This is a genomic window from Halomonas sp. 113, from assembly GCF_904067645.1.
Classification (GTDB): Bacteria; Pseudomonadota; Gammaproteobacteria; order Pseudomonadales; family Halomonadaceae; genus Vreelandella; species Vreelandella titanicae.
Window position 1 is genome coordinate 1,903,290 of record NZ_LR881453.1, and the last position, 22,394, is coordinate 1,925,683.

Annotated in this window: 20 protein-coding genes; 9 read left to right on the plus strand and 11 right to left on the minus strand. The window is 56.1% G+C overall.

Translation table 11 applies throughout. The features are described from left to right. Positions 1-54: 54 nt before the first annotated feature. A complete protein-coding gene (gene parC, locus YERSI8AC_RS08905) occupies positions 55-2,310 on the plus strand; it encodes a DNA topoisomerase IV subunit A (RefSeq protein ID WP_236557277.1) in 2,256 nt (751 codons plus the stop codon). A 20-nt stretch (positions 2,311-2,330) separates the two neighbouring features. Next, the gene (gene serB, locus YERSI8AC_RS08910; protein WP_159176607.1) at positions 2,331-3,257 is read left to right on the plus strand and encodes a phosphoserine phosphatase SerB; all 927 of its coding nucleotides are present in this window, start codon (positions 2,331-2,333) and stop codon (positions 3,255-3,257) included. 203 nt (positions 3,258-3,460) lie between these two features. Here serB and YERSI8AC_RS08915 read toward each other — a convergent pair whose 3' ends face one another. The 6 genes from YERSI8AC_RS08915 to YERSI8AC_RS08940 all read right to left on the minus strand — a co-directional run bounded on the left by YERSI8AC_RS08915 (position 3,461) and on the right by YERSI8AC_RS08940 (position 9,352). Further along, the gene (locus YERSI8AC_RS08915; protein ID WP_027959043.1) at positions 3,461-3,847 is read right to left on the minus strand and encodes a Na+/H+ antiporter subunit G; all 387 of its coding nucleotides are present in this window, start codon (positions 3,845-3,847) and stop codon (positions 3,461-3,463) included. Positions 3,848-3,914: 67 nt separating this feature from the next. Then, positions 3,915-4,184: a K+/H+ antiporter subunit F gene (locus YERSI8AC_RS08920; protein WP_138800045.1), complete on the minus strand. Its 270-nt coding sequence runs from the start codon at positions 4,182-4,184 to the stop codon at positions 3,915-3,917. Then, entirely contained in the window at positions 4,178-4,675 is a 498-nt protein-coding gene (locus YERSI8AC_RS08925) for a Na+/H+ antiporter subunit E (protein WP_138800046.1), read from the minus strand. Before YERSI8AC_RS08925 ends, YERSI8AC_RS08920 begins: the two co-directional genes overlap by 7 nt. Next, entirely contained in the window at positions 4,672-6,183 is a 1,512-nt protein-coding gene (locus tag YERSI8AC_RS08930) for a monovalent cation/H+ antiporter subunit D (RefSeq protein WP_141441301.1), read from the minus strand. The genes YERSI8AC_RS08925 and YERSI8AC_RS08930 overlap by 4 nt, the downstream gene beginning before the upstream one ends. Continuing rightward, the gene (locus tag YERSI8AC_RS08935) at positions 6,180-6,512 is read right to left on the minus strand and encodes a Na+/H+ antiporter subunit C (protein ID WP_022523997.1); all 333 of its coding nucleotides are present in this window, start codon (positions 6,510-6,512) and stop codon (positions 6,180-6,182) included. Before YERSI8AC_RS08935 ends, YERSI8AC_RS08930 begins: the two co-directional genes overlap by 4 nt. Next, the gene (locus tag YERSI8AC_RS08940; protein ID WP_041158019.1) at positions 6,512-9,352 is read right to left on the minus strand and encodes a monovalent cation/H+ antiporter subunit A; all 2,841 of its coding nucleotides are present in this window, start codon (positions 9,350-9,352) and stop codon (positions 6,512-6,514) included. The genes YERSI8AC_RS08935 and YERSI8AC_RS08940 overlap by 1 nt, the downstream gene beginning before the upstream one ends. A 175-nt stretch (positions 9,353-9,527) precedes the next feature. Between YERSI8AC_RS08940 and YERSI8AC_RS08945 the strand changes: the two genes are divergently transcribed. Genes YERSI8AC_RS08945 through YERSI8AC_RS08955 form a run of 3 tightly spaced genes read left to right on the plus strand, consistent with a single transcriptional unit; the run spans position 9,528 to position 13,297 of the window. Next, a complete protein-coding gene (locus tag YERSI8AC_RS08945) occupies positions 9,528-10,418 on the plus strand; it encodes an ion transporter (protein WP_159176608.1) in 891 nt (296 codons plus the stop codon). A 16-nt stretch (positions 10,419-10,434) separates the two neighbouring features. Then, positions 10,435-12,141 (plus strand): 2-isopropylmalate synthase, encoded by a 1,707-nt coding sequence (gene leuA, locus YERSI8AC_RS08950; RefSeq protein WP_159176609.1) that lies wholly within the window; start codon positions 10,435-10,437, stop codon positions 12,139-12,141. Between the two features lie 34 nt (positions 12,142-12,175). Further along, positions 12,176-13,297 (plus strand): hypothetical protein, encoded by a 1,122-nt coding sequence (locus tag YERSI8AC_RS08955; protein WP_159176610.1) that lies wholly within the window; start codon positions 12,176-12,178, stop codon positions 13,295-13,297. 70 nt (positions 13,298-13,367) lie between these two features. On the opposite strand, the gene YERSI8AC_RS08960 is transcribed toward YERSI8AC_RS08955, so the two are convergent. Further along, the gene (locus YERSI8AC_RS08960) at positions 13,368-15,386 is read right to left on the minus strand and encodes a pyrroloquinoline quinone-dependent dehydrogenase (RefSeq protein ID WP_159176611.1); all 2,019 of its coding nucleotides are present in this window, start codon (positions 15,384-15,386) and stop codon (positions 13,368-13,370) included. A 10-nt stretch (positions 15,387-15,396) separates the two neighbouring features. Then, on the minus strand, positions 15,397-15,762 hold the full coding sequence (locus YERSI8AC_RS08965; RefSeq protein ID WP_022523991.1) for a hypothetical protein: 366 nt from the start codon (positions 15,760-15,762) through the stop codon (positions 15,397-15,399). Between the two features lie 248 nt (positions 15,763-16,010). Here YERSI8AC_RS08965 and YERSI8AC_RS08970 point away from each other — a divergent pair, with 248 nt between their 5' ends. Together YERSI8AC_RS08970 and YERSI8AC_RS08975 are read left to right on the plus strand one after the other, a co-directional pair. After that, the gene (locus YERSI8AC_RS08970; RefSeq protein WP_022523990.1) at positions 16,011-16,250 is read left to right on the plus strand and encodes a type II toxin-antitoxin system Phd/YefM family antitoxin; all 240 of its coding nucleotides are present in this window, start codon (positions 16,011-16,013) and stop codon (positions 16,248-16,250) included. Further along, positions 16,240-16,638, plus strand: coding sequence for a type II toxin-antitoxin system VapC family toxin (locus YERSI8AC_RS08975; RefSeq protein WP_236557278.1), 399 nt, complete (start codon positions 16,240-16,242; stop codon positions 16,636-16,638). The genes YERSI8AC_RS08970 and YERSI8AC_RS08975 overlap by 11 nt, the downstream gene beginning before the upstream one ends. A gap of 71 nt (positions 16,639-16,709) precedes the next feature. Here the strand turns inward: YERSI8AC_RS08975 and epmB are convergent, their stop codons facing one another. Next, the gene (gene epmB, locus YERSI8AC_RS08980; protein WP_027959051.1) at positions 16,710-17,744 is read right to left on the minus strand and encodes an EF-P beta-lysylation protein EpmB; all 1,035 of its coding nucleotides are present in this window, start codon (positions 17,742-17,744) and stop codon (positions 16,710-16,712) included. Positions 17,745-17,908: 164 nt separating this feature from the next. Here epmB and efp point away from each other — a divergent pair, with 164 nt between their 5' ends. Together efp and epmA are read left to right on the plus strand one after the other, a co-directional pair. Beyond that, positions 17,909-18,475, plus strand: coding sequence for an elongation factor P (gene efp / locus YERSI8AC_RS08985; protein WP_022523987.1), 567 nt, complete (start codon positions 17,909-17,911; stop codon positions 18,473-18,475). An 86-nt stretch (positions 18,476-18,561) separates the two neighbouring features. Further along, on the plus strand, positions 18,562-19,542 hold the full coding sequence (gene epmA, locus YERSI8AC_RS08990; protein WP_009287746.1) for an EF-P lysine aminoacylase EpmA: 981 nt from the start codon (positions 18,562-18,564) through the stop codon (positions 19,540-19,542). A gap of 28 nt (positions 19,543-19,570) precedes the next feature. Here epmA and YERSI8AC_RS08995 read toward each other — a convergent pair whose 3' ends face one another. Beyond that, positions 19,571-21,121, minus strand: coding sequence for a DHA2 family efflux MFS transporter permease subunit (locus YERSI8AC_RS08995; protein ID WP_159176612.1), 1,551 nt, complete (start codon positions 21,119-21,121; stop codon positions 19,571-19,573). Then, positions 21,118-22,293, minus strand: a complete 1,176-nt coding sequence (locus tag YERSI8AC_RS09000; protein WP_201304207.1) for an HlyD family secretion protein — start codon at positions 22,291-22,293, stop codon at positions 21,118-21,120. The genes YERSI8AC_RS08995 and YERSI8AC_RS09000 overlap by 4 nt, the downstream gene beginning before the upstream one ends. Between the last annotated feature and the right edge of the window lie 101 nt (positions 22,294-22,394).

Below are 22,394 nucleotides of genomic sequence, written 5' to 3' on the forward strand. Positions count from 1 at the left end.
CGTGTCCGCTTATCAGCCGCCCCAACAGGGGCGGTTTTGTTGTCAAGGTAGGATATGATCGACATGGATATTCAAGTAGCGGAAGGAGACGTCGAGCGTCTCTCCCTGCGCGACTACACCGAAAAAGCGTACCTCGACTACTCGATGTACGTCATTCTCGACCGCGCCTTGCCCAATATTGGCGACGGCATGAAACCCGTGCAGCGGCGGATTATTTACGCCATGCGCGAGCTGGCGCTGCACGCCAACGCCAAGTACAAAAAGTCGGCGCGTACCGTCGGTGACGTGCTGGGTAAATTCCACCCCCATGGGGATAGCGCCTGCTACGAAGCCATGGTGTTGATGGCGCAACCATTTAGCTACCGCTACCCGCTGGTAGACGGCCAAGGCAACTGGGGTAGCCCCGATGACCCCAAATCCTTCGCCGCCATGCGCTACACCGAAGCCAAGCTTTCCAAGTTCGCCGAAGTGCTGCTGGGCGAGCTAGGCCAAGGCACCGTCGATTGGGCGCCCAACTTTGACGGCACCATGCAAGAGCCGCTGGTACTGCCGGCCAAGTTACCCCATGTGCTGCTCAATGGCGGCACAGGGATTGCGGTTGGCATGGCCACCGATATTCCTCCCCATAATGTCTCGGAAGTGGTCGAAGCAACCTGTCATCTACTACGTAACCCCAAGGCGACCACCGCTGATTTAATGGAATTCGTGCCCGCGCCGGATTTCCCCACCGATGCAGAAATTATTACCCCGCCCGCGGATCTTCGGAAGCTCTACGAATCCGGGCGTGGCTCGGTCAAGCTGCGTGCCCGCTACATCCGCGAAGAAGCCAATATTGTTATCACCGCCGTACCCTATCAGGTCAGCGGTGCCAAAGTATTGGAGCAGATTGCCGCGCAAATGCAGGCCAAAAAGCTGCCCATGGTGGCTGACCTGCGCGATGAGTCGACCCACGAAGAGCCGACTCGACTGGTCATCGAACCACGCTCCAGCCGCATTGATGTAGAGTCGTTGATGGCGCACCTATTCGCCACCACCGACCTGGAAAAGAACGTGCGGGTGAACATGAACGTGATCGGCCTGGACGGCCGCCCACGGGTGATGCCGCTGCCCGAAATGCTGGGTGAGTGGCTGCAGTTCCGGCGCAGCACGGTGCGTCGTCGTTTAGAGCACCGCTTAGGCAAAGTCGAAGACCGGCTGCATATCCTGGAAGGCTTGCTAATTGCCTACCTTGATCTGGACGAAGTGATCCGCATTATTCGCGAGGAGGACGACCCTAAAGCCTCGCTGATAGCAACGTTTAGTCTCTCTGAGCGCCAAGCCGAAGCCATTTTAGAGTTACGCCTGCGTCACCTTGCCAAGCTCGAAGAAATGAAAATTCGCGGCGAGCAGGATGAGCTGGAAAAAGAGCGCAAATATCTAGAGGGGCTGCTGGGCAGCGAAGCCAAGCTCACTACGCTGATTGAAAAAGAGATCCGCGCAGCAGGTAAAGAGCATGGCGATGAGCGTCGCTCACCGCTGGTCGAGCGCGAAGAGTCCAAGGCGCTTTCAGAGGTGGAGCTGCTGGGCGCTGACCCGATTACCGTGGTGCTCTCCGATAAAGGCTGGATTCGGGCGGCCAAGGGGCACGATATCGACCCCGAGGGGCTCTCCTATAAAGCCGGGGATAGCTTCCAACTGGCGGCGAAAGGTAAAACCAATCAGCCGCTGGTACTGCTGGATGACACCGGTCGTGCCTATACGCTGTCTGCTCACAATCTTCCCAGTGCGCGGGGGCAGGGGGAGCCGGTCACCGGTCGCGCGAACGTTGCCGCTGGGGCGAAAATGGCGGGACTGATGTTCGCACCGCCGGAGCGGCGCTTCGTGCTCGCCACTGACGGCGGTTATGGCTTTGTGGCACGGCTCGATACACTTACCGGTAAAAACAAAGCAGGTAAAGCGGTGCTTAGCCTGCCCAAAGGCTGCAATGTGATGGCGCCGGTTGAAGTGCCAGAGGGCGACGAGCTGTGGGTTGCCTCGGTTTCAAACGAAGGCCGGCTACTGCTGTTTCCCTTGGATCAACTACCGGAAATGTCCAAGGGCAAAGGCAATAAGATGCTCGATATCCCCGGCCCACGCGCTGCCCGCCGGGAGGAGTTTGTTACCGGCATTGTGGTTCTCGCTGCCAGTGATGCGCTGATGATTCATGCTGGTAAGCGCAAGCTAACCCTAAAAGCCGACGATTTAGCTTATTATCGCGGTGAGCGTGGCCGCCGCGGTAGCAAGTTGCCCCGTGGCTTCCAGAAAGTCGACCGTTTAGAGGCAGGAGAGTAAATAATGGCAGGAGCTAAGTGATGGCAGGCGGTGACTTGATCCTAACCGTTTTAGCGGCACGTTTAACCGCAGATATTCAATCCCAGGTAGACGCCCTGATCGTGCAATTTGGTCTGCAGAAAAGGAGCACCCGGCGACTTGCCGACGCCTCGTTACAGCAGAATAAGTGCATCGACTGTATCGAGCATCGTCTGGTAGGTGAGGTGGATGTTGAAGCGGTTCGTAATGCCGCACGGGTACTGAGCGAAACTCTGAGTGCTGATATTGTTATCCAAGCAGATACTCGTGATCACGTTCAGCCCCGTTTGGTGTGTTTCGATATGGACTCCACGCTGATCAAAGCTGAAGTGATTGACGAACTGGCCCGCCGCCATGGTGTGGGTGATGAAGTCGCAGAAGTCACCGAGCGTGCCATGCGCGGCGAGTTGGATTTCAAAGCGAGCTTTCGTGAGCGGATGAGCAAACTTGAAGGTTTGGATGAGTCCGTGCTGGCGGAGATCGCTGAGGAATTGCCGCTAATGGAAGGCTTAGAGCGCTTAATGGTTAACCTGAAGCACTTAGGTTTTCGCACCGCCATCCTCTCCGGCGGCTTCACCTACTTTGCTCGCCACTTACAGGAGAAGCTGGGCTTTGACGAGATCCATGCCAATGAACTGATCATCGAAAATGGCAAGGTAACCGGCGAAGTAAGTGAGCCGATCGTCGATGCCGAGCGCAAAGCCGAACTATTAGAGTCCATTGCTCAGCGCGAAGGTTTTACCCTGGGCCAAACGGTTGCGGTAGGGGATGGCGCCAATGATCTGAAAATGCTTGCCAAAGCGGGTATGGGGATTGCGTTTCGGGCCAAGCCCCTGGTGCGTGCCCAGGCGCGCCAGGCGATTTCAACCTCGGGCCTTGATGGCTTGCTCTATCTACTGGGCTATCACCAGCAGGATTTAACCCCGTAAATTCTGCTTTGGCACAGTCGCGCAAAGTGTCATTGCGAGGAGCCTGCGACGCGGCAATCTCAACCTGCGCAGGCGCAGTTCAACCCAAGATTGCCGCGCTTCGCTCGCAATGACAGATTCAGGATTGCCGCGCTTCGCTCGCAATGACAGATTCAGGATTGCCGCGCTTCGCTCGCAATGACAAAAGCGAGGTTGCTTAGCTTTCAGCCATGGCCTTTATCCGGGTGGGGTACCGGTTTATCGCCGACTTCTTCCGGGCGCAGCTCTACTGGCTTACCCTGGGTTTTATCAGCGTGCTTTAAACGCAGGTGCAAGCCGGACTTGGCCAGCAAGTGGGCGCTAACGGGGGCGGTAATGAACAGGAAGAGCGTAATCAACATTTCCTGAATATCGGGTTTGCCATCCACGCTCCAGAAATACATCATCGAAGCGATCAGCATACAGCCGATACCCAGAGTGGTGGCCTTAGTCGGGCCATGCAGGCGCATATAAAAGTCACGCAAGTGGGCCATCCCTAGCGAACCAATAAACACAAAGATGCCGCCAGCAACCAGCAGCAGCGAAATAACCGCCTCTATTACTCCTGACATAACGCCCCCTGGCATGAGCCTTTCTGGCATAGCGGCTGCCTCTTTATGGAGGCGACGATCACGGTACTCATTCGATAATATCTCCGCGCAGAATATATTTGCACACCGCAACGGTACTGATGAAACCTAGCATCGCGATCAGCAGCGCCGACTCGAAATAGGTTTTGCTGTTCAGCCATAGTCCCAGCAGCACGATCAGTGCAATCGAGTTGACGTACATAGTGTCCAGGGCGAGTACCCGGTCGGGCAGGCTGGGGCCGATGGTAAGCCGGTAGAGATTCATCAACAGTGCCATCACCACCAGGGATAAGGTGATATAAAGCGCAATGCTCAGCATTCGTAAATCTCCTTGAGCGGGCGTTCATAGCGCTCACGAATCTGGTTAATCAGCGCCTCCTCATTGTCTACATCTAAGGCGTGAATCAGCAGTGACTTGCCATCCAGGCGCAGATTGGCGGAGACAGTACCGGGAGTCAGGCTAATGGTGCTAGCCAGCAGCGTGATAGTAAATCGATCCTCTAGCATTAATGGATATTCAATAAAATGAGGTTTCATCCTTCGCCAGGGGTTGGCAATCAAATACGCGACTTCGAAATTGGCCACTACGATATCGCCTAGTACTCGAAGTACAAAGCGCAGTAAGGCGAGAGGCTTAGAGATCCGGGGGCGTGCATCCCAAAAGCGGTGGGTCAGCAGAGGGATCAAAATGGCTAACGAGCCACCGAGTACGAATTGACCAAAGGCGTAGCTGCGTACCAGCAGCAGCCAAACGACGAGCAGTAGTATCGATAAAACAGGCGTGGGTAGCCAGGAGCGCGGAGCAATCATTGGGCATCTCCAGCATCAGGTAGTAGCGTGCGAATCAGCACCTGGGGGTTGGCTAATTGCTCAGCCGTGGCTTGAGTGTAGCTGCTCACTGGCCCGGCCATGGCGACTAATAGAGGGGCTGCACTCAGCAGCCAAATAACCCCAAACCACTGGCAATGGGAAAGCGGCGTACCGCTGATCGTGCCCCGGTGGCTACGCCAAAACAGCGTAGAGCCAGCCCGGGAGAGGGCTATCAGCGAGGCTAAACTGGTTAGCAGCAGCAGCGGCCATAGCCATAGTCGCTGGGTGCCTTCGGCAGCATTGAGCATCAATGCTTTGCCGAAAGCGCCGGAGAACGGCGGGATGCCTGCGACGGCGATAGCGCCGACAAAAAACAACATGGCGAGTGCTGCGCCCTGCACCATAGGGCGGCCCTTGACTATGCGAGTACCCGCTTTGCCACGCTGGAGGCCAATCATTTCCGCTAGCAGGAACAGACCCCCGGTGATCAACGTAGTGTGGATCAAATAGTAGAGTAGTGCAGAGACCGCCTGTGGCGAGCGCATGCCGATACCCGCCAGCAGCGTGCCCACTGACACCAGCACTAAATAAGCAACCAGCAGTCGTAAGTCCCTTGCGGCCATTACCCCAACGCCTGCGGCAGCCAGGGTAGCGAGCGATAGCCACCACACCCAGGGCTGTTCCAGCGCCTCCAAACCGCCAGCGCTATCGCCAAAAATGAGCGAGTAGACGCGCAGAATGGCGTAAATGCCCACTTTGGTCATGATGGCAAACAGCGCCGCCACTGGCGCGGGGGCCGAGGCGTAAGCTTTGGGTAGCCAGAAGTAGAGCGGCAGAATGGCGGCTTTTAACCCAAACACGACCAGCAGCATCAGTGCCCCAGCGCTCACTAAGCCGTCACGCTCTTCGGGTAGTTCGGCTACCCGGATCGCCATATCGGCCATATTGAGCGTGCCTGTTGCGCCATACAGAATCCCCACTGCAATCAGAAACAGCGAAGATCCCGCTAGGTTGAGCACCACGTAGTGGACACTGGCTTGAATGCGCGCTTTACCGCCGCCGTGAAGCAGCAGGGCGTAGGACGCCAGCAGCAGAACTTCAAAAAAGACAAACAGGTTAAACAAATCACCGGTTAAAAAAGCACCGTTAATGCCCAGCAGTTGCCACTGAAAAAGGCCGTGGAAGTTGCTGCCTTTTTCATCGTCACCAGCGCAGGCAAACACCACTGCGCCAACGGCCAATACGGCAGTCAGCAGTAGCATTAACGCCGAGAGGCGATCGAGTACCAATACGATGCCGAACGGGGCTTGCCAGTCACCCAGCGCGTAGTAGGTGATCTCCCCACTGGCGGCTTGGCGTAATAGGCCTATCGCAACCAGCAGCAGTAGCACCGTGGCCACAACACTCACCGTGCGCTTGTAACGCACTAATCCTTGGCGCTGATAGAGCAGCAATATGCCCGCGACTAGCGGCAGAACGACAGGGAAAACAATTAGATGCTGCATCATTCTCGGTCTTCCTTTTTACCGTCGACGTGGTCGTTCCCCACTTCACTCCGCGCCCGCATGGCCAGGATCACCACAAACGCCGTCATCGCAAAGCCAATCACTATGGCCGTGAGCACTAGTGCCTGGGGCAACGGGTCGGCGAAACCTGCACCCTCAGAGACAATGGCAGCGCCATCAGTGGTTAATCCCCCCATCGAAAACAGGAACAAATTCACTGCGTAAGAGAGCAGCGTAAGGCCCACCACGACCGGGAAAGTACGGCCGCGTAACGTTAGATAGAGGCCAGAAGCAGTCAATACACCGGTGGTCATCGCATAAAGCAGTTCCATTAACGAGGCTCCTTGGCAGAGGTGGCGGCGGCGCTGGCATCTGCATCCTGTTCGCTTGCTTCGGTCACCGGGCGGTGAGCGGTGGTGACCTTACCAAGGTTGGCAAGAATCATCAGCGTAGCGCCCACCACCGCTAAGTAGACACCCAGATCAAAGAGCAGCGCGGTGGCCAGTTCAAAGGTACCGATGAGTGGTAGGCTGAAATAGCCAAATGCGGATGTTAAGAACGGGTGACCAAATAGCCAGCTACCCAGCCCGGTTAGAGTGGCTATCGCCACCCCAATGACGGCTACCGGTTGGAAAGGGAAGTCCAAACGTTCTTGCGCCCACGCCACACCCCGGGCCATGTACAGCAGGATCAAGGCTACCGCAGTAATCAACCCCGCGATAAAGCCACCCCCTGGCTGGTTATGGCCGCGCAGGAAGATAAATGCAGATACCAACAGTGCCAGTGGCAGCAGCGTCATTGAAATGGATGTGAGTACCGCTGGGTAGCGGTCAGGTGACCATACCCGGCCTTCGCCGTCACTGTGCGGCATAAACAGGCGTAAGCGGTTTAGCAGCTTAAATATCGCCAGGCCAGCGATGGCCAGTACGGTGATTTCACCTAGGGTATCAAATCCCCTGAAGTCGACCAGAATCACATTGACCACATTGTAGCCGCCACCACCGGGCTTGCTGTTTTCCACAAAGAAACTGGAAATCGACAGCGTCTCGCGGGTCATGACCGCGTAGTTAAGGCTGGCAATCACCAAGCCTAGCGTGCCTGCCAGCAGCATATCGCGAACGTTGCGCAGTGGGCTGGATTCGCGCGGGGTCTTTTGGGGCAAGAAAAATAGCGCCAGCATCAACAGGATCATGGTCACCACTTCCACCGAAAGCTGTGTCAGCGCTAAATCGGGTGCTGAGAAACGAGCAAAGGTGAGCGCCACAAAGAGCCCGACGACCGATAGCATCAGCAGAGAGATCAGCCGGTAGCGGTGAGTGGCAGCGGTGGCCACGCCGCCAAACATCAGCATCCCCGCCCCGAGTATGAGGATACCATCCAGCTCTTGATTGCCAGCAGCACCCGTTAAGTCAGTGATCTGAACCAGGCCGATCCCACCCATGACTAATGCGCCTAGCCAGAGCCAGCCCACATAACGCTGTAGCGAATTGCCTTCAAGCTTGGCAATAAGCTGCTCGGCGCGATAGCCCATGGAGACAAGCATGCGCTCAAACACCCGCCGGGCATCGACCCCGGCAAACTGCTGGGTAAATCGACGCACCTCGCCATAGCGCCAATAGAGTGCAATACCCACCACAAAGGCGAGCAAACTCATGATGAGCGGTAGATTCACGCCGTGCCAAATAGCCAGGTGGAAATCCAGTGGGCTACCAATCACCGCTTGGCTGGCGAGCTCTAATAATCCCGTTGCCATAAAAGCCGGGAACAGGCCCACTACCACGCACAGGGCTACCAATATTTCTACCGGCAAACGCATAAGGTGCGGCGGCTCGTGGGGCGATTTCGGTGGTGCTTCACGGGCCGGTTTGAAGAAAACGGCGTGCACCAAACGCAGCGAGTAAGCCACAGAGAGGATACCGCCCAGTGTTGCCAGCGCGGGCAATAGCCAACTAAGGCCGCCTAACACGGGCGTCGCTAGCGCTTCGGTGAAGAACATCTCTTTGGATAAGAAACCATTAAATAGCGGTACGCCCGCCATTGAGGCAGCCGCTAGCGTGGTCAAGAGTGCCGTCACTGGCATGGCTTTTTTCAGCCCGCCCAACTGTTTCAGCTCCCGGGTGCCGGTCTCGTGATCGATAATACCGGCACTCATAAACAGTGCGGCTTTAAAGGTGGCGTGATTCAGAATGTGAAACAGGGCAGCTAAAATCGCCATGGGGCTGCCGATACCCAACAGCACGGTAATCAAGCCTAAATGGCTAACGGTGGAGAACGCCAGAATACCCTTTAGGTCGGTCTTCATCAGTGCAAACCAAGCGCCATATAGCATCGTCACGATGCCCACTAGGGAGACCACCACGCTCCACAGCTCGCTACCCGCGATGGCTGGGTGCAGTCGTGCCATCAGAAAAATGCCCGCTTTAACCATGGTGGCCGAGTGCAGATAGGCTGATACTGGCGTGGGTGCCGCCATGGCGTGGGGCAACCAAAAGTGGAACGGGAACTGTGCTGATTTGGTAAACGCCCCCAGCAGTACCAAACCCAGCATAAGCGGGTAGCGGGAATCCGCCAGAATCACTTCGCCGCTAGCCAGTACATCGCCCATATTGAAGCTGCCCGCCATATCGCCCAACAGCAGTAAGCCCGCCAATAGCGCAAGGCCGCCCGCGCCGGTGACTGTTAGCGCCATGCGTGCGCCTTTACGGGCATCCGACTGGTGCGACCAGTAACCGATCAGCAAAAACGAAGAGAGGCTGGTTAACTCCCAGAAGAGCCATAGCAGAATCAGGTTGTCCGACATTGAAATACCCACCATTGACGCCATAAAAAGCATCAGGAAGGCGTAGAATCGGCCATAGGGTTCGTCTTTGGCTAAATAGTAGTGAGCATAAAGAATAATCAGCAGACCGATGCCGAGTATCAATAGGTTGAACAGCAGCGATAGCCCATCCAGGCGGAACGCCAAGTTCAGTGCCAGTTCCGGCATCCAGGTGACCGAAAAACGTAGCTGCTCGCCATCTAAAAGAGCTGGCACGTTGAGTAGCGTCATTACTAGGGCGGTAGCGGGCAGCACCGCCGTTGCAAGGGAACAGAAACCGCGCCCGCGCCGTGCGGTGAGTGCCGGCACCAGTACGCCTAGCAGAGGCAATAAGGCTATCCAAAGCAGTGTCATGGGGATCATCCAGCGGCTAAAGTAAAAAAAGTCAAAAGAGTACCAACAGGGCGTCTAAAGAGGCGTTCTGGTGGCGTAGGATACATCAAGTGAAACAACAGGATATCACTTGTGTAGCAGGTGTGTAATTTTAGTATAAAGTGTGCGAATTAACCGTTGAGAGATTTTTTGTTACATGAGTGAGTCCTTTACTAACTGGCAGGCCCGTTTTGAAAAGCTACGGTCAAACAAGTTTTTTGAAGCGATGGTGATCGCCATTATCGTCATTTCCGCCCTGGTGATAGGGGCAAAAACCTACGACGAAACCACTCAGGTTGAGCAGTGGCTGCTCTATCTCGATATCGCGGTAACGATCTTTTTCCTGATTGAGATTTTAATCAGAATGGCCGCAGAGCGTACCCTGCTCGACTTCTTCAAAAAGGGCTGGAACGTTTTTGACTTCCTGATTGTGACTGCCAGTCTCATCCCCATGGATGACTCGGAAATGGTGCTACTGGCCAGGCTGCTGCGCATTTTTCGGGTACTGCGCCTGGTGTCGATGATTCCTGAACTTCAGATGCTACTCAGCGCCCTGGTGAAGTCGGTGCCACGGATGGGCTATGTGGTCCTGCTGATGTTTATCATCTTCTATATATACGCTGCCATTGGGAGCTTTCTGTTTCACAATGTAGACGAGGGGCTGTGGGGCAATATTTCCCTGGCCATGCTAACGCTATTTCAGGTGGCGACCTTTGAGAGCTGGGCCACCGCTGTGCTATATCCGGCCATGGAGGTCTACCCCTACGCTTGGATCTATTTTCTCACCTTTATCTTTTTGAACGCCTTTATCTTTCTCAATATGATGATTGGTATTGTGCTGGACGTGATGCAGAAAGAGAGCGCTCAAATGGCGCTGGACAACGGCGAAGGCGAAGAAGCCGAGCTGCAGTCGCTGCGCAATGATGTTCGCGGGCTGAAAGCGCAGCTTGACCGTATGGAGTCAGCGCTCTCTCAAGCATACTCGACAGCCCCAACACACCAGAATGACGCGGGCGGTAAGCACAGCGACAAGCCCACAACTGACTGATTTTAGGAGAGCCGCCATGATGTTGACTGATCCTGCCAAAAAGTACCGCCCCTTTGTGGCCGTTGATCTGCCCGACCGCCAGTGGCCGAGCAAGCGTATCGAGACGGCGCCTATCTGGTGCAGCGTTGACCTGCGCGACGGCAACCAGTCGCTGATCGACCCCATGGATCAGGAGCGCAAACAGCGCTTATTCGACATGCTGCTTAGTGTTGGTTTTAAACAGATAGAAGTGGGCTTTCCGTCAGCCTCCCAAACCGACTTCGATTTCGTTCGCTCGCTGATTGAGCAGGATAAAATTCCTGACGATGTGACCATTCAAGTGCTAACCCAGGCACGTCCGCACTTGATTGAACGCACCTTTGAAGCGCTACAAGGCGCCAAAAACGCTATCGCCCACGTCTATAACGCTACCGATCCCATGTTTCGCCGGGTAGTGTTCAATGTCGATAAAGCTGAATGCGTGCAAATCGCCGTCGAAGCAACCCAGCAGATTCGCGCGCAGATGGACGCCGCACCAGAAACCAACTGGACGTTCCAGTACTCGCCGGAACTCTTCACTACCACCGAGATGGACTTTGCCGTTGAGATCGTCGAAGCGGTCATGGACGCTTATGGCACCCGCGCCGATAAGCCCATGATCGTGAACCTGCCTGCCACGGTAGAAGTCGCCTCGCCCAACAACTACGCCGACCAGATCGAGTGGTTCTGTCGCCACGTCAAAAACCGCGACCACTTGATTGTCAGCGTTCACCCCCATAACGATCGCGGTACCGGCGTTGCGGCGGCAGAGCTGACGCTGATGGCCGGAGCTGATCGCGTTGAGGGTACGCTGTTTGGGAATGGCGAGCGCACCGGCAACGTTGATATCGTCACCCTGGCGATGAATATGTATACCCAGGGCGTTAACCCCCAGCTCGATTTTTCCAATATCACGCCCATCATGCGCGAAGTGGAGTACTGCAACCAACTGCCGGTGCATCCGCGCCACCCCTACGTGGGCGATTTGGTGTTTACCGCCTTCTCCGGCTCTCACCAGGATGCGATCAAAAAAGGCATGGCGGATCGTCGCGCCAACCCTGATGCCGTTTGGGATGTGCCTTATTTGCCTATCGATCCGCTGGACGTGGGCCGTAGCTACGAAGCGGTGATTCGGGTTAACAGCCAATCGGGTAAAGGCGGTGTTTCCTACCTGCTTGAGCAGGAACACGGTATTGAGCTACCGCGCCGGCTTTCCATCGAGTTTAGTCAGGTCGTTCAGGAAGTGGCAGAGCGCACCGGGCGTGAGATCACCTCGCAGATGATCTATCAGGCGTTCTCGGATGAGTATTTAGAGCAGCGAGTGCCCTTTGCATTAGTTAACCACCGTTTGTCGTCTGAACCCGACAGCCCCAAAGTCACGCTGGACGCCGTGATTGAGGAGAGCGGCACACGGCAAACGTTAAAGGGCGAGGGCAACGGCCCGTTAGCGGCCTTTGTTAAAGCACTGGCAGCCGCAGGGCACGATGTAGAGATTATTGACTACCACGAGCACTCCCGTGGCCAGGGCGCCGACGCTGAAGCGATCGCCTATGTGGAAGTGCGTATCGACGGCAAAGCGGTATTCGGTGTAGGTAACGATGAAAGCATTACCAGCGCGTCGATGAAGGGGGTATTGAGTGCGATCAATCGCCACTATTCGACCCAGCCTGCGGCGGCCAACGTAACGGCAGAGACGTTGGGGTAATACTGCAGTTACCAGTTGAGCGAGGTGAATTGCAATGCGGCCCTGGCAGATAATGGTAGTAACCGCGATAGTGATCGCCGGGCTAGCATCAACATTGGCCTCTCATGAGCCGTTTGAGTCCAAACTGGTAAGATTGGAAGCTCAGCGGGCATTGCCCTCGCTAGAGGCGGCGCTTCAGCAGGAAACAGCGGAGCTCAATGCGCTGTTTCTCAGTTATGCTGACGATCAGGCGCTGTGGATGAGCGCCTCTTTGGCGATTTTGCGCCACGGTGATATGGCCCGCGATGTATTAGTGGAGTACGGCTTACTGCCCAATTTTCAGCGAGTACTGGTGCGCTATGGGGCTGACGCCGTACTTCCCATTAGCTACTTTCGCAACCACGATGTGGCCACGCTAAAGGCGCAGTACTGGGTCGGTGAGCGTTATCAGCAATTCAGCCGCTGGTGGAGCGATGAGGAGGGAGATGCGGATTCAGCGTTCACCCCTTACCGCCGCGGGCAGATGGGTATTGCGCTGCTGGATGCCAATGGCCACGCGCTGCTCAACCAGTTTGTGGTTAGTGAACAAAGCGACGTGGAGTGGCTACAGGGTGAGCGTCTGGTTGCGGGCCTGAGCGATTTCTTCACCAGTGGTTTACGCGATTTGGAAAGCCAGTGGCGGCGGGGCGACGACATTGGCGCCGCTGATCTAGGCTGGGCCGGTGTCGATCTACTGGTGATGGCCAGCACCGTGAAGGTGCTGCGGGCAGGCAAGGCCGCTCGTGCTGCCCGAGTGGGCAACGTAGAAGCACAGGGCGCTCGTGCTGGTTTGCGCCAAGGCGCGTTAATGAGTGGTGGTGGGCGTTTTGCGGCGTTGCCTCGCATGGCCAAAGTTGCCGCTGTGGCGGGTACCGCTTATGTGGTGGTTCGCCACCCAAGCTTAGTAAGCGCACTTGGCGCCAATCTCTCTTCCTGGCTTGGCTGGCCGGTTTGGCTGGGTCAGTTTCTTATCTGGCTCATCGTGCTACTGCCAGTACTCTTTATTGCGCACTTTATTTACCGCTGGCTACTTACGCCGATACTGTGGCTGCTGGTGCCGCTGATGCGGGTATGCTTTAGGGCGGCAAACAATCAGTTAGCCAGGCGTACCAAGCCTCAGACCCGTGATCTTGGCTGAAGCAGTGAGAGAAAGTAGTTGTTAACGTAAACGGGGCAGCCTCTGAGGCCGCCCCGTTTTACGCTAAGGGTTACTCTGGCAGCGCGTAGACCGCGATCTGATCACCCACCTGGTCCTTCAGAATGGTATTGCCACCGGAAACAAAGGCGACATATTGGCGGCCATTGTACTTGTAGACCGCGGGGTTCGAGACGGAGGGGGCTTCGGTCTGGTCTGACCAGAGCTCCTCGCCGGTTTCAAGGGAGTAGGCACGCACCTTGGCATCCATGGAAGCGCCAATAAAGATAATATTGCCTGCGGTTACGGCCGGGCCACCGATGGTGGGCGAGCCCCAGCTCTCAGGCATAAAAAAGCCATACTGTTGCGATGCACCCACCGGACGACGCCATTTGATATCACCGCTGGTCATATCCAGGGCGACAAGCTCGCCAAAGGGGGGCTCCCAGCAGGGCATGCCTAGCCGGTTAAGCGCTACCTCAAGACGCATCCCATAGGGCGCGCCTTCCTGTGGGGCAAAACCGCTTTCATTGCCGGATCCGCTATCCGCTTTGTCATAATCTTCGCGATTATAGAGTTTTATGTACTGCACAATGTGCGAGGTATTGACGATTGCTGTTTGGCTCTTCGGATCAAAGGCCACACCACCCCACTGTACGCCGCCTGCGCTGATCGGATAGCCGAGCGTGCCTTCGCCTTGGGTAGTGGGCGGGGTGTACATGCCTTCATAGTGAAGATCGTCCCACAATGCGGAACACTCTCCGAAGCTAACCGCGTCGGCCAGCGCCCAGACGTTGGGCTTTTCAGACTGATCTAACAGCGGTTCCGGTTTAGTCGGGAAAGGCTGGGTTGGCGCGTAAACTTCGCCCTCAACGCTGCCGTCGCCGCTGGGTACCGGGCGCTCCTCAATCGGCCAAACGTCTTCGCCTGTTTCGCGATTAACCACGAACAGAAAGCCCATTTTGGTTGCTTGGATGAGTGCCGGTATTTCTTCACCATCTACTGTGATGTCCATCAGCGTTGGTGCGGCATTGATATCGTAATCCCAGATATCGTGATGTACCCACTGCCGCGACCAAACCACTTCGCCGGTCTCGATATCCAGGGCAGTGGTGGATGTGCCCAGAGGCACTTCTTCGGTGCGATTGCCGCCCCAGTAGTTCGGCGAGGGTGAGGAAACCGGCAGATAGACTAAACCACGCTCCTCGTCGGCGGACATATGTGTCCAGACATTGGCGGTGCCGCTTTGATCGCGCATCTCATCTGAAAGTGCCTGGAACGTCCATTCACGTTCTCCAGTGCGGGCATTAATTGAGTAAACAGTGCCGGGTGGCGCCTGTTCGTAGGCCCAGTCCATCCCCGCCCAGCCGAGCACTAAGTGGTCTCCCACCACGGTAGGGGGTTGTAGTAGCGAAAGCGGCCAGCGGTCGTTGGTGTCGTTCCACTGGTTGACGTCGAGCACACCGTTATCGGCAAAGTCGGCGCACTGTTCGCCACTATCGGCATCAACCGCGAAAAGCTGTGCATCCATGGTGCCCATATAGATAATTTTCTGACAGGGCTCGCCTGCTACCGGATCGTCGGCTTCCCAATAGGCCACACCACGGTTTTTCAAGGCGGGTTGAGTTAGCGCTTCCAGAGAGGATTGAGTATCGAAACTCCATTTCTCTTCGCCACTACCGGGGTCTAACGCGAGTATGCGGTAGAAGGGAGTACCAATATAAAGGGTATCGTTAGCAAACACCGGGGTCGCTGACCAAACGGTGGCTGGCAACTCACCTGAGCCATCCGCGACATCGCCGGTATGCACTTCCCATACCTTCTCCAGCTCGCCAACGTTATCAGTATTGATTTGATCAAGCGGGCTATATTTTTGGGCATTAAGCTGGCCATGGAAGCTGTTCCAGGTCGGCTCGCCAGGCACCAGCGGGATGGGAGCGCGACTGGGCGCTTCTTCTTGCTCGGGATTCTCCTGCTCACTGGGTTGACCCTGAGCCAGTAACGGCAAGGGCGTAAAACAGATCGCCAGGGCGGTGACTGCGCCTAAGCCTGGGGTTATCGATTTAAACGGGGTGGGTAATAATGTCGGCATGGGCGGCTCCTCAGGTGTGGGTGAGACGGGCGTGATGGGTTGCGCGAACCATATCAACAATCAAGCCGATCAGACCGACTACCATGGCTGCGCTGATCCACCACTGATGCAGCAGCATTCCGGCGAAAGATGTACCGGCAAGCCCCATCAGTATGAGTATCCGCAGTACGATGGAAGCACCACGCCCTCTAACTTTAAAGAGAAGTAACGCCATCACCGCAAGGGCGAGGCAGGCCACAATGGCGACCAGTGCCCCAAGCGTTCCAGTGACGCCGGTTAGTGGTGTGAAATAGGCATATAAAGCGATGGCAAGCCCGGCAAGCGAGGCTATTAAGAGGACGAAAGCGCCCGGTCTGGACGAGAGGGATGGTGACATAACGCTATGGCCTCCTGCTGAGTGAGATGCCCAACGTTGAGGCTAATTCAACGTCAGAAATCGTTAGCACTATAACTTTAGCAGAAAACGATATTTTTACGATCTGGGTGACATGTCTTGATTAACTGTAGCAACACCTAGCGCTGTTTTTTCAATGAAGGGGATGCATTGTAAAAGCGTTCGCCTCGGCTAAACTAAACCTATTAAACTAAGCTTACTAACAAAGCCGCATTTTTAGGAGATTTTATATGGAGGCTATCAATATTCACGAAGCTAAAACACGTTTGTCTCAGCTGGTGGCGAGGGCTGCCGAGGGGGAGGGGTTTATTATTGCCAAAGCAGGCAAACCGATGGCACGCGTGACGGCCATTGATAGCCCTGCTTCTGGCCAGCAAAAGCGTCTGGGGTTTCTGGCAGGCCAGTTTAAGATACCTAATGATTTTGATCGTATGGGACAGGAGGAAATAGCCGAGATGTTTGGAGGTTGATGTGAATCTACTTCTGGACACGCATGTTTTGCTCTGGGCGGCGGCAGCGCCGGAGAGGCTTTCTGCTGATGCGCGAGCTATGATTAATGACGAAGATAACAGGCTCTATTTTAGCGCTGCCAGCATATGGGAAGTGGTCATTAAGAACAGTCTGCAACGCCCTGATTTTCACGTTGACCCGCACTTGCTGCGTCGTGGGCTGCTGGATAACGGTTATTTAGAACTTTCTATCAATTCATTGCATACACTTAACGTTGCTCATTTACCAGTCATCCACAAAGACCCTTTTGATCGAATTTTGGTGGCCCAGGCAGAAGCTGAGGGATTTTTGCTGCTTACTGCGGATGAGCTGGTGGCTCAGTATGCTGGGCCTATTCGGAGGGTATAACTAACTTGTGGCTTAAGGCTTCAGCACTGAGCCATTCAAACGTCTCAGTGCCGCTGTTTCTTCAACATGCGTCACAACGGCGTTTTACTTCCCCTTCCAGGAATTTCTCGCACTAGGCGTGGCATTAAGAAACCGGGTAAATGATCGCGAAGATGAGCAACCAGCTCGCGTGCTTCGCTGTCCGGCACATCAAAATGCGCAGCGCCTTGCACAGGATCCAGTACATGCAGGTAATAGGGCAGAATACCTGCTTCGAATAGCCGTTCAGAAAGTGCGGTAAGGGCCGTGACACTATCGTTCACATTGCGCAGCAGTACACTCTGGTTGAGTAGTGTTGCACCCGCCTGCTTAAGGCGCGCGCAGGCGTCTACCACCGCCTGGTCGATTTCATTGGCGTGGTTAATATGCAACACCACCACCTTTTGCAGGCGTGTAGAGGAAAGCCAGCCAAGCAGAGCGTCATCGACCCGATCGGGAATCACCACCGGCAGGCGGGTATGAATGCGTAGCCGTTTTAGGTGCGGGATGCTTTCTAGCTGCTCCACCAGCCATGCCAACTGGCGATCGCTGGCGGCCAACGGATCGCCGCCAGACAGAATCGCCTCGTGAATAGTGGTGTCAGCGCGCAGGTAATCCAGCGCTTCCTGCCACTGCGCTCTGGAGGGTGAGTTATCGCTGTAGGGGAAATGGCGGCGAAAGCAGTAGCGGCAGTTGATGGCACAGTTGGGGCTGGCGATAAGCAGCACTCGGCCAGCATACTTATGGATCAGCCCTTTGGCGGGCCGATGTTCGGCTTCTTCAAGCGGATCGACGACGTAGCCATGTGGCGTTAGTGCTTCCTCGCCAAGCGGCAGTACCTGACGCAGCAGCGGGTCGTTTATGTCGGCATAGGCTATTCTGTTGAGGTACGCTTCAGGCACACATACGTCAAACAGTGCATGTCCAGCCTTGGCGCCCGCCAACCAGTCGTGGCTTAGGCCCAGCCGTTCGCAAAGTGTTTGCGGATCACGAATGGCATGAGAAAGCTGCTGCTGCCAAGTGGAATGCGCCAGTGAGTCGCGATGGCTTTGCGTTTCAGACGCGGCAATAATGATGTTCTCCTGCAAAAAAGCCCTCCTTCGGGTTATCATGCGCGCACTTATTTAACGACGCCATTTGCAACGCTGCTGGCATATAGCTACTGGTATATAAACCTGCTGACAGCGGCAAAGTATGGCTTCGCGCACCACCTGTTGATACAAATAACTGAAATGGATGATTGAGAGACATTATGGCGAACTATTCTACCAACGAATTCAAGGCCGGTCTGAAAGTAATGCTCGACGGCGATCCTTGTGCGATCGTTGAGAACGAGCTGGTCAAGCCCGGTAAGGGGCAGGCGTTTAACCGAGTTAAACTGCGGAATTTGATGACTGGCCGCGTAGGTGAGAAGACTTTCAAATCCGGTGACTCACTGGAAGGTGCCGATGTCATGGATTTAGAAATGGAGTATCTCTACACCGATGGTGATATGTGGCACTTCATGAAGACCGATGGCTCGTTTGAGCAGTATGCGGTAGAGAAAAAAGCGCTAGGCGATACCATCAAGTGGCTGAAAGAGCAGGTGCCCTATATCATTACGCTTTGGGATGATAAGGCCATTTCCGTGACGCCGCCTAACTTTATCGAGTTGGAAGTCGTGGAAACAGATCCCGGTTTGAAAGGCGATACGGCACAGGGTGGTTCTAAGCCTGCGACGTTGTCTTCTGGCGCTGTGGTGCGTGTGCCGCTCTTCATTAACCAGGGCGAAGTGTTGAAAATCGATACGCGCAGTGGGGACTACGTCTCACGCGCTTGATCGCTTTCCAGGGCGCTTGTATGTCTTAATGGCCACGCTTTGTGCGTGGCCATTATTATTTAAGGTGATTTTTTCAAGGAGTCGTTATGGCCATTGATTGGCAACCCTCAGCGTCCTTTGAAACGCTGCGCGAACGGGCGCGGTTAATGGCCAAAGTGCGCGCTTTTTTTGCCCAGCGTGACGTGCTGGAAGTGGAAACGCCCGTGCTGGGGCAGGGGGGAAGCACGGATATCCATTTGGTCTCGCTGCACACTCTGGCGCGCACGGACAAAGGGCAGCGCCGTCTATGGCTACAAACCTCCCCTGAATTCCATATGAAGCGCTTGCTTGCAGCGGGCAGTGGGCCGATCTTTCAGCTTGCGCGCAGTTTTCGCGATGGCGAAATCGGCGCCCGCCATAATATTGAGTTCACTATGCTGGAGTGGTATCGGCCCCAATTTACGCTGGATCAACTGATTGATGAGACTGCGACGCTCATTATGTCACTGTTGCCCAGTTTTCCCGGCCCACCTGTGCATTACCGCTACCGGGAGTTGTTTCATACTTACGTAGAGGTTGATCCGTTCACGACGTCTCTGGATAGGCTGAGGGCGATAGCTGCCGAGCGGGCACAAATGTCTGCCCAATCCTTAGCTGATGAAGGCCGCGAGACCTGTCTTGACCTGTTAATGAGCGTGGTGATCGAGCCGCAGTTAGGCCAGCAGGAGCTAAGCGTGGTAGTTGATTATCCGGCTAGCCAAGCAGCCTTGGCGCGACGCCATCAAGATGCAGATGGTGAGTGGGTGGCTTCCCGCTTTGAGGTCTATCTTAACGGTATTGAGTTGGCTAACGGCTACGATGAGCTGACCGATGCGGCTGAGCAGCGCACGCGCTTTGCTGAAGATAACGCTGAGCGCCGCCGTTTGGGCTTACCGGAAGTGGATGTGGATGAGCGGCTGCTGGCCGCACTTGAGCACGGAATGCCCGAAGGCGCCGGTGTGGCGCTGGGGATAGATCGCTTGATTCAGTTGGCACTCGGCAAAGCACGCCTGGAAGACGTGCTTACATTCTCAACGCCCAGCTGTTAGCGGCTAGTTGCTAACAGGCTGCAAGCCGTCAAGCCGAAATTCTCCGCAGTAGGAATACCAGCGGTACGCTGGCAATGTAGATCAGTCCCATCCAAGTAACGATGTCGTTAAAGGCCAGCACTTGTGCCTGCTGAGAGACTCGTTGCGCCAGCATGGCGACGGCGGTGTGATAGGTATCGGGCACCGAGCCGGCGAGCATCGCTTGGTATTTGGCGATCTCCGCTACCACGACCTCGCGGCTAGTATCGATAGCAGGGATGAGCTGATTCCAGTGAAAGTCCTCGCGGATGTCGCGCACCGTATCGATCAGCGCCAGTCCCATGGCACCCCCCAGGTTGCGCATCACGTTAAAAAGCCCGCTGGCGTTGCCTACCTCGCTCGGCGGCAGGGTGCCCAGGGCAATACGCGAGGCTGGAATGATACACAAGATCAGCCCCATGCCGCGCACGATCTGCGGCACGCAGAACTGCCAAAAGCCCGACTCCACGGTAAGATTGGCGTTCATTATGGTGCCCACACCGACCAGCAGCAGGCCCATAAACAGCATAATGCGCAGATCGAGGCGGTTGGACAACTGACCGACAATAGGCGCGCAAAGAAACATCGTCAGCCCGGTGACGAACATCACCTGGCCAATTTGCAGGCTCGAATAGCCGCGCACATAGCCAAAAAACAGCGGCATGATGTAGACCAGCCCGTAGAGCGCGATGCCGATGATAAAGCCCATCCCGGCGCCGATGGCAAAGTTGCGGTTGGTAAAGGCGCGCAGATCGACGATTGGGTGGTCGCTGCGTAGGGTGCGGATGAAGAACCAGGCTCCCGCCACTAGGCAGGTCAGGCTGAACAGCAAGATTCGCTGGCTGGCAAACCAGTCATCGCCGGGCCCTTCTTCAAGCACAAACTCTAGCGAGCCCAAAAACACCGCGATCAATACCAGGCCGATCAAGTCTAGGTGGCGCGCGACCGCGTGGTTGGGCTTATCGATATCGAGAAATGTCCAGGCGGCCCAGCAGACCAGAACGCCGGGGATCACGTTGGCCAGGAACAGCCAGTGCCAGCTGAGCGTCTCGGTGATGTAGCCGCCCACGGTGGGACCCACCGAGGGTGCCATGGTGACAACCATGCCGATCACCGCCTGCACGCTGCCCATTACCCGGCGGGGAAAGATCGAAAAGCTAACAGCCTGGGTAATGGGAATCATCGCTCCACCCATAAAGCCCTGAATAGCGCGCAGCACGATCAGTTGCTCGATCGAGGTGGCCAGCGCGCAGCCCAGGCTCGCCAGAGTAAAGCCGACGCACGACAGGGTGAAGGCTACTCGGGTGGAGAGAATGCGCATCAGCATGCCCGACAGCGGGATCATCACAATCTCGGCGATCAGGTAAGCGGTCTGCACCCAGGAGATTTGATCCTCGCTGGCTGAGAGCCCCGCCTGGATTTCGTTGAGCGAGCTGGCGACGATCTGAATATCCAGAATTGCCATGAACATGCCAAACACCGCAGCAATGAAGCCAATGCGCTGTGGCCAGGGTGGCATGTCGTTAACGCCCGTCACCGGGCCGGCGACCGTCTCGCTCATGACTTGGGCCGCTCCGCTGCCAACTGCTGGGCAGGGCGGGAGTCATTTTGTGGTTCAATATGACGAGTATCGATCTCGGGCACGGCCGATAGCCCGGCGCGCAGTTGGCTCAGCGCCTCGGTGGGGCCGGTGACGCGGATCTTGACCGGCACCCGCTGGACGATTTTGTTGAAATTGCCGGTGGCATTGTCCTGGGGCAGCAGGCTGAACTCGGTGCCGGTGGCTGGCGACAGGCTGTCGACGATGCCTTCGTAGGTAATATCCGGATAGGCATCCAAATGCACCGCGACTGGCTGGCCGACGCGAATCCGTTTGAGCTGGGTCTCCTTAAAGTTGGCTGCCACGTAGGCCGACTCGATGGGTACCAGCTGCAAAAGCGTCAGCGACGGCTGCGCTAAGGTGCCGACCTCAACGCGTAGATTGCCAATCACGCCGTCCCGGGGGGCGACGATGCGGGTCTTATCCAACTGGTGGCGAGCATAGTCAAGATCGGCGCTAGCGGCGTCCAGATTGGCTTCAGCGCGGGTCACGTCGCTCTCGGCCACGGCTAGCTGCCGCCTGGCCGAGACAACCGCTGCTTGGCTTTCGGCAAGCTTTGCCTGGGCGACACTCAGTGCGGCTTGGTCATCTTCGCGCTGCTGACGGGAGCCATAGTTGTTGGCGGCAAGCGACGAGGAGCGCTCCAGATGCTGGCGCGCCTGGTCGAGATTAGCCTGGGCCGCCTGCTGCTGAGCCGTGGCCTGATCGATAGCCGCCTGTTGCAAATCTACCTGGCGGTGTGATTGGGCGATTGAGGCTGCGGCCACTGCCTGCTGGGCCTCGGCCTGGGTCACCTGGTCGCGGTAGCTCTCGGCGTCTAGACGTATCAGCAGATCGCCTTGCTTGACCGTTTGGTTATCATCTACCGCCACCTCGACGACCCGCGCTGATAGCTCGGCGCGTACCGCGACGCTGTCGGTGCGCACGTAGGCATTGTCGGTCTCTTCCATGAAGCGCCCGGTTTGCCACCAGCCCATGCCCCACCAAATTAGCGCCGCCAGGACGATAATCCCCGCCACCATAGCGAGTAACTTGCGGCTAGTTTTGCCGCTGGAGTGGGCATATTGACCCGCGACGGTATGGCTGCTTTGGCGCTCATCCGGGGGTTCGCCCGGCTTAGTATTCGATGTCATGACCACTCCTTAAGGCAATAGCGCTCCTGCTAGGGGCTCCCTGTGAGGCAAAGACACCTCCCTTGGGAAAAAGACAAATAGTGTAATGAATGCTACATTAC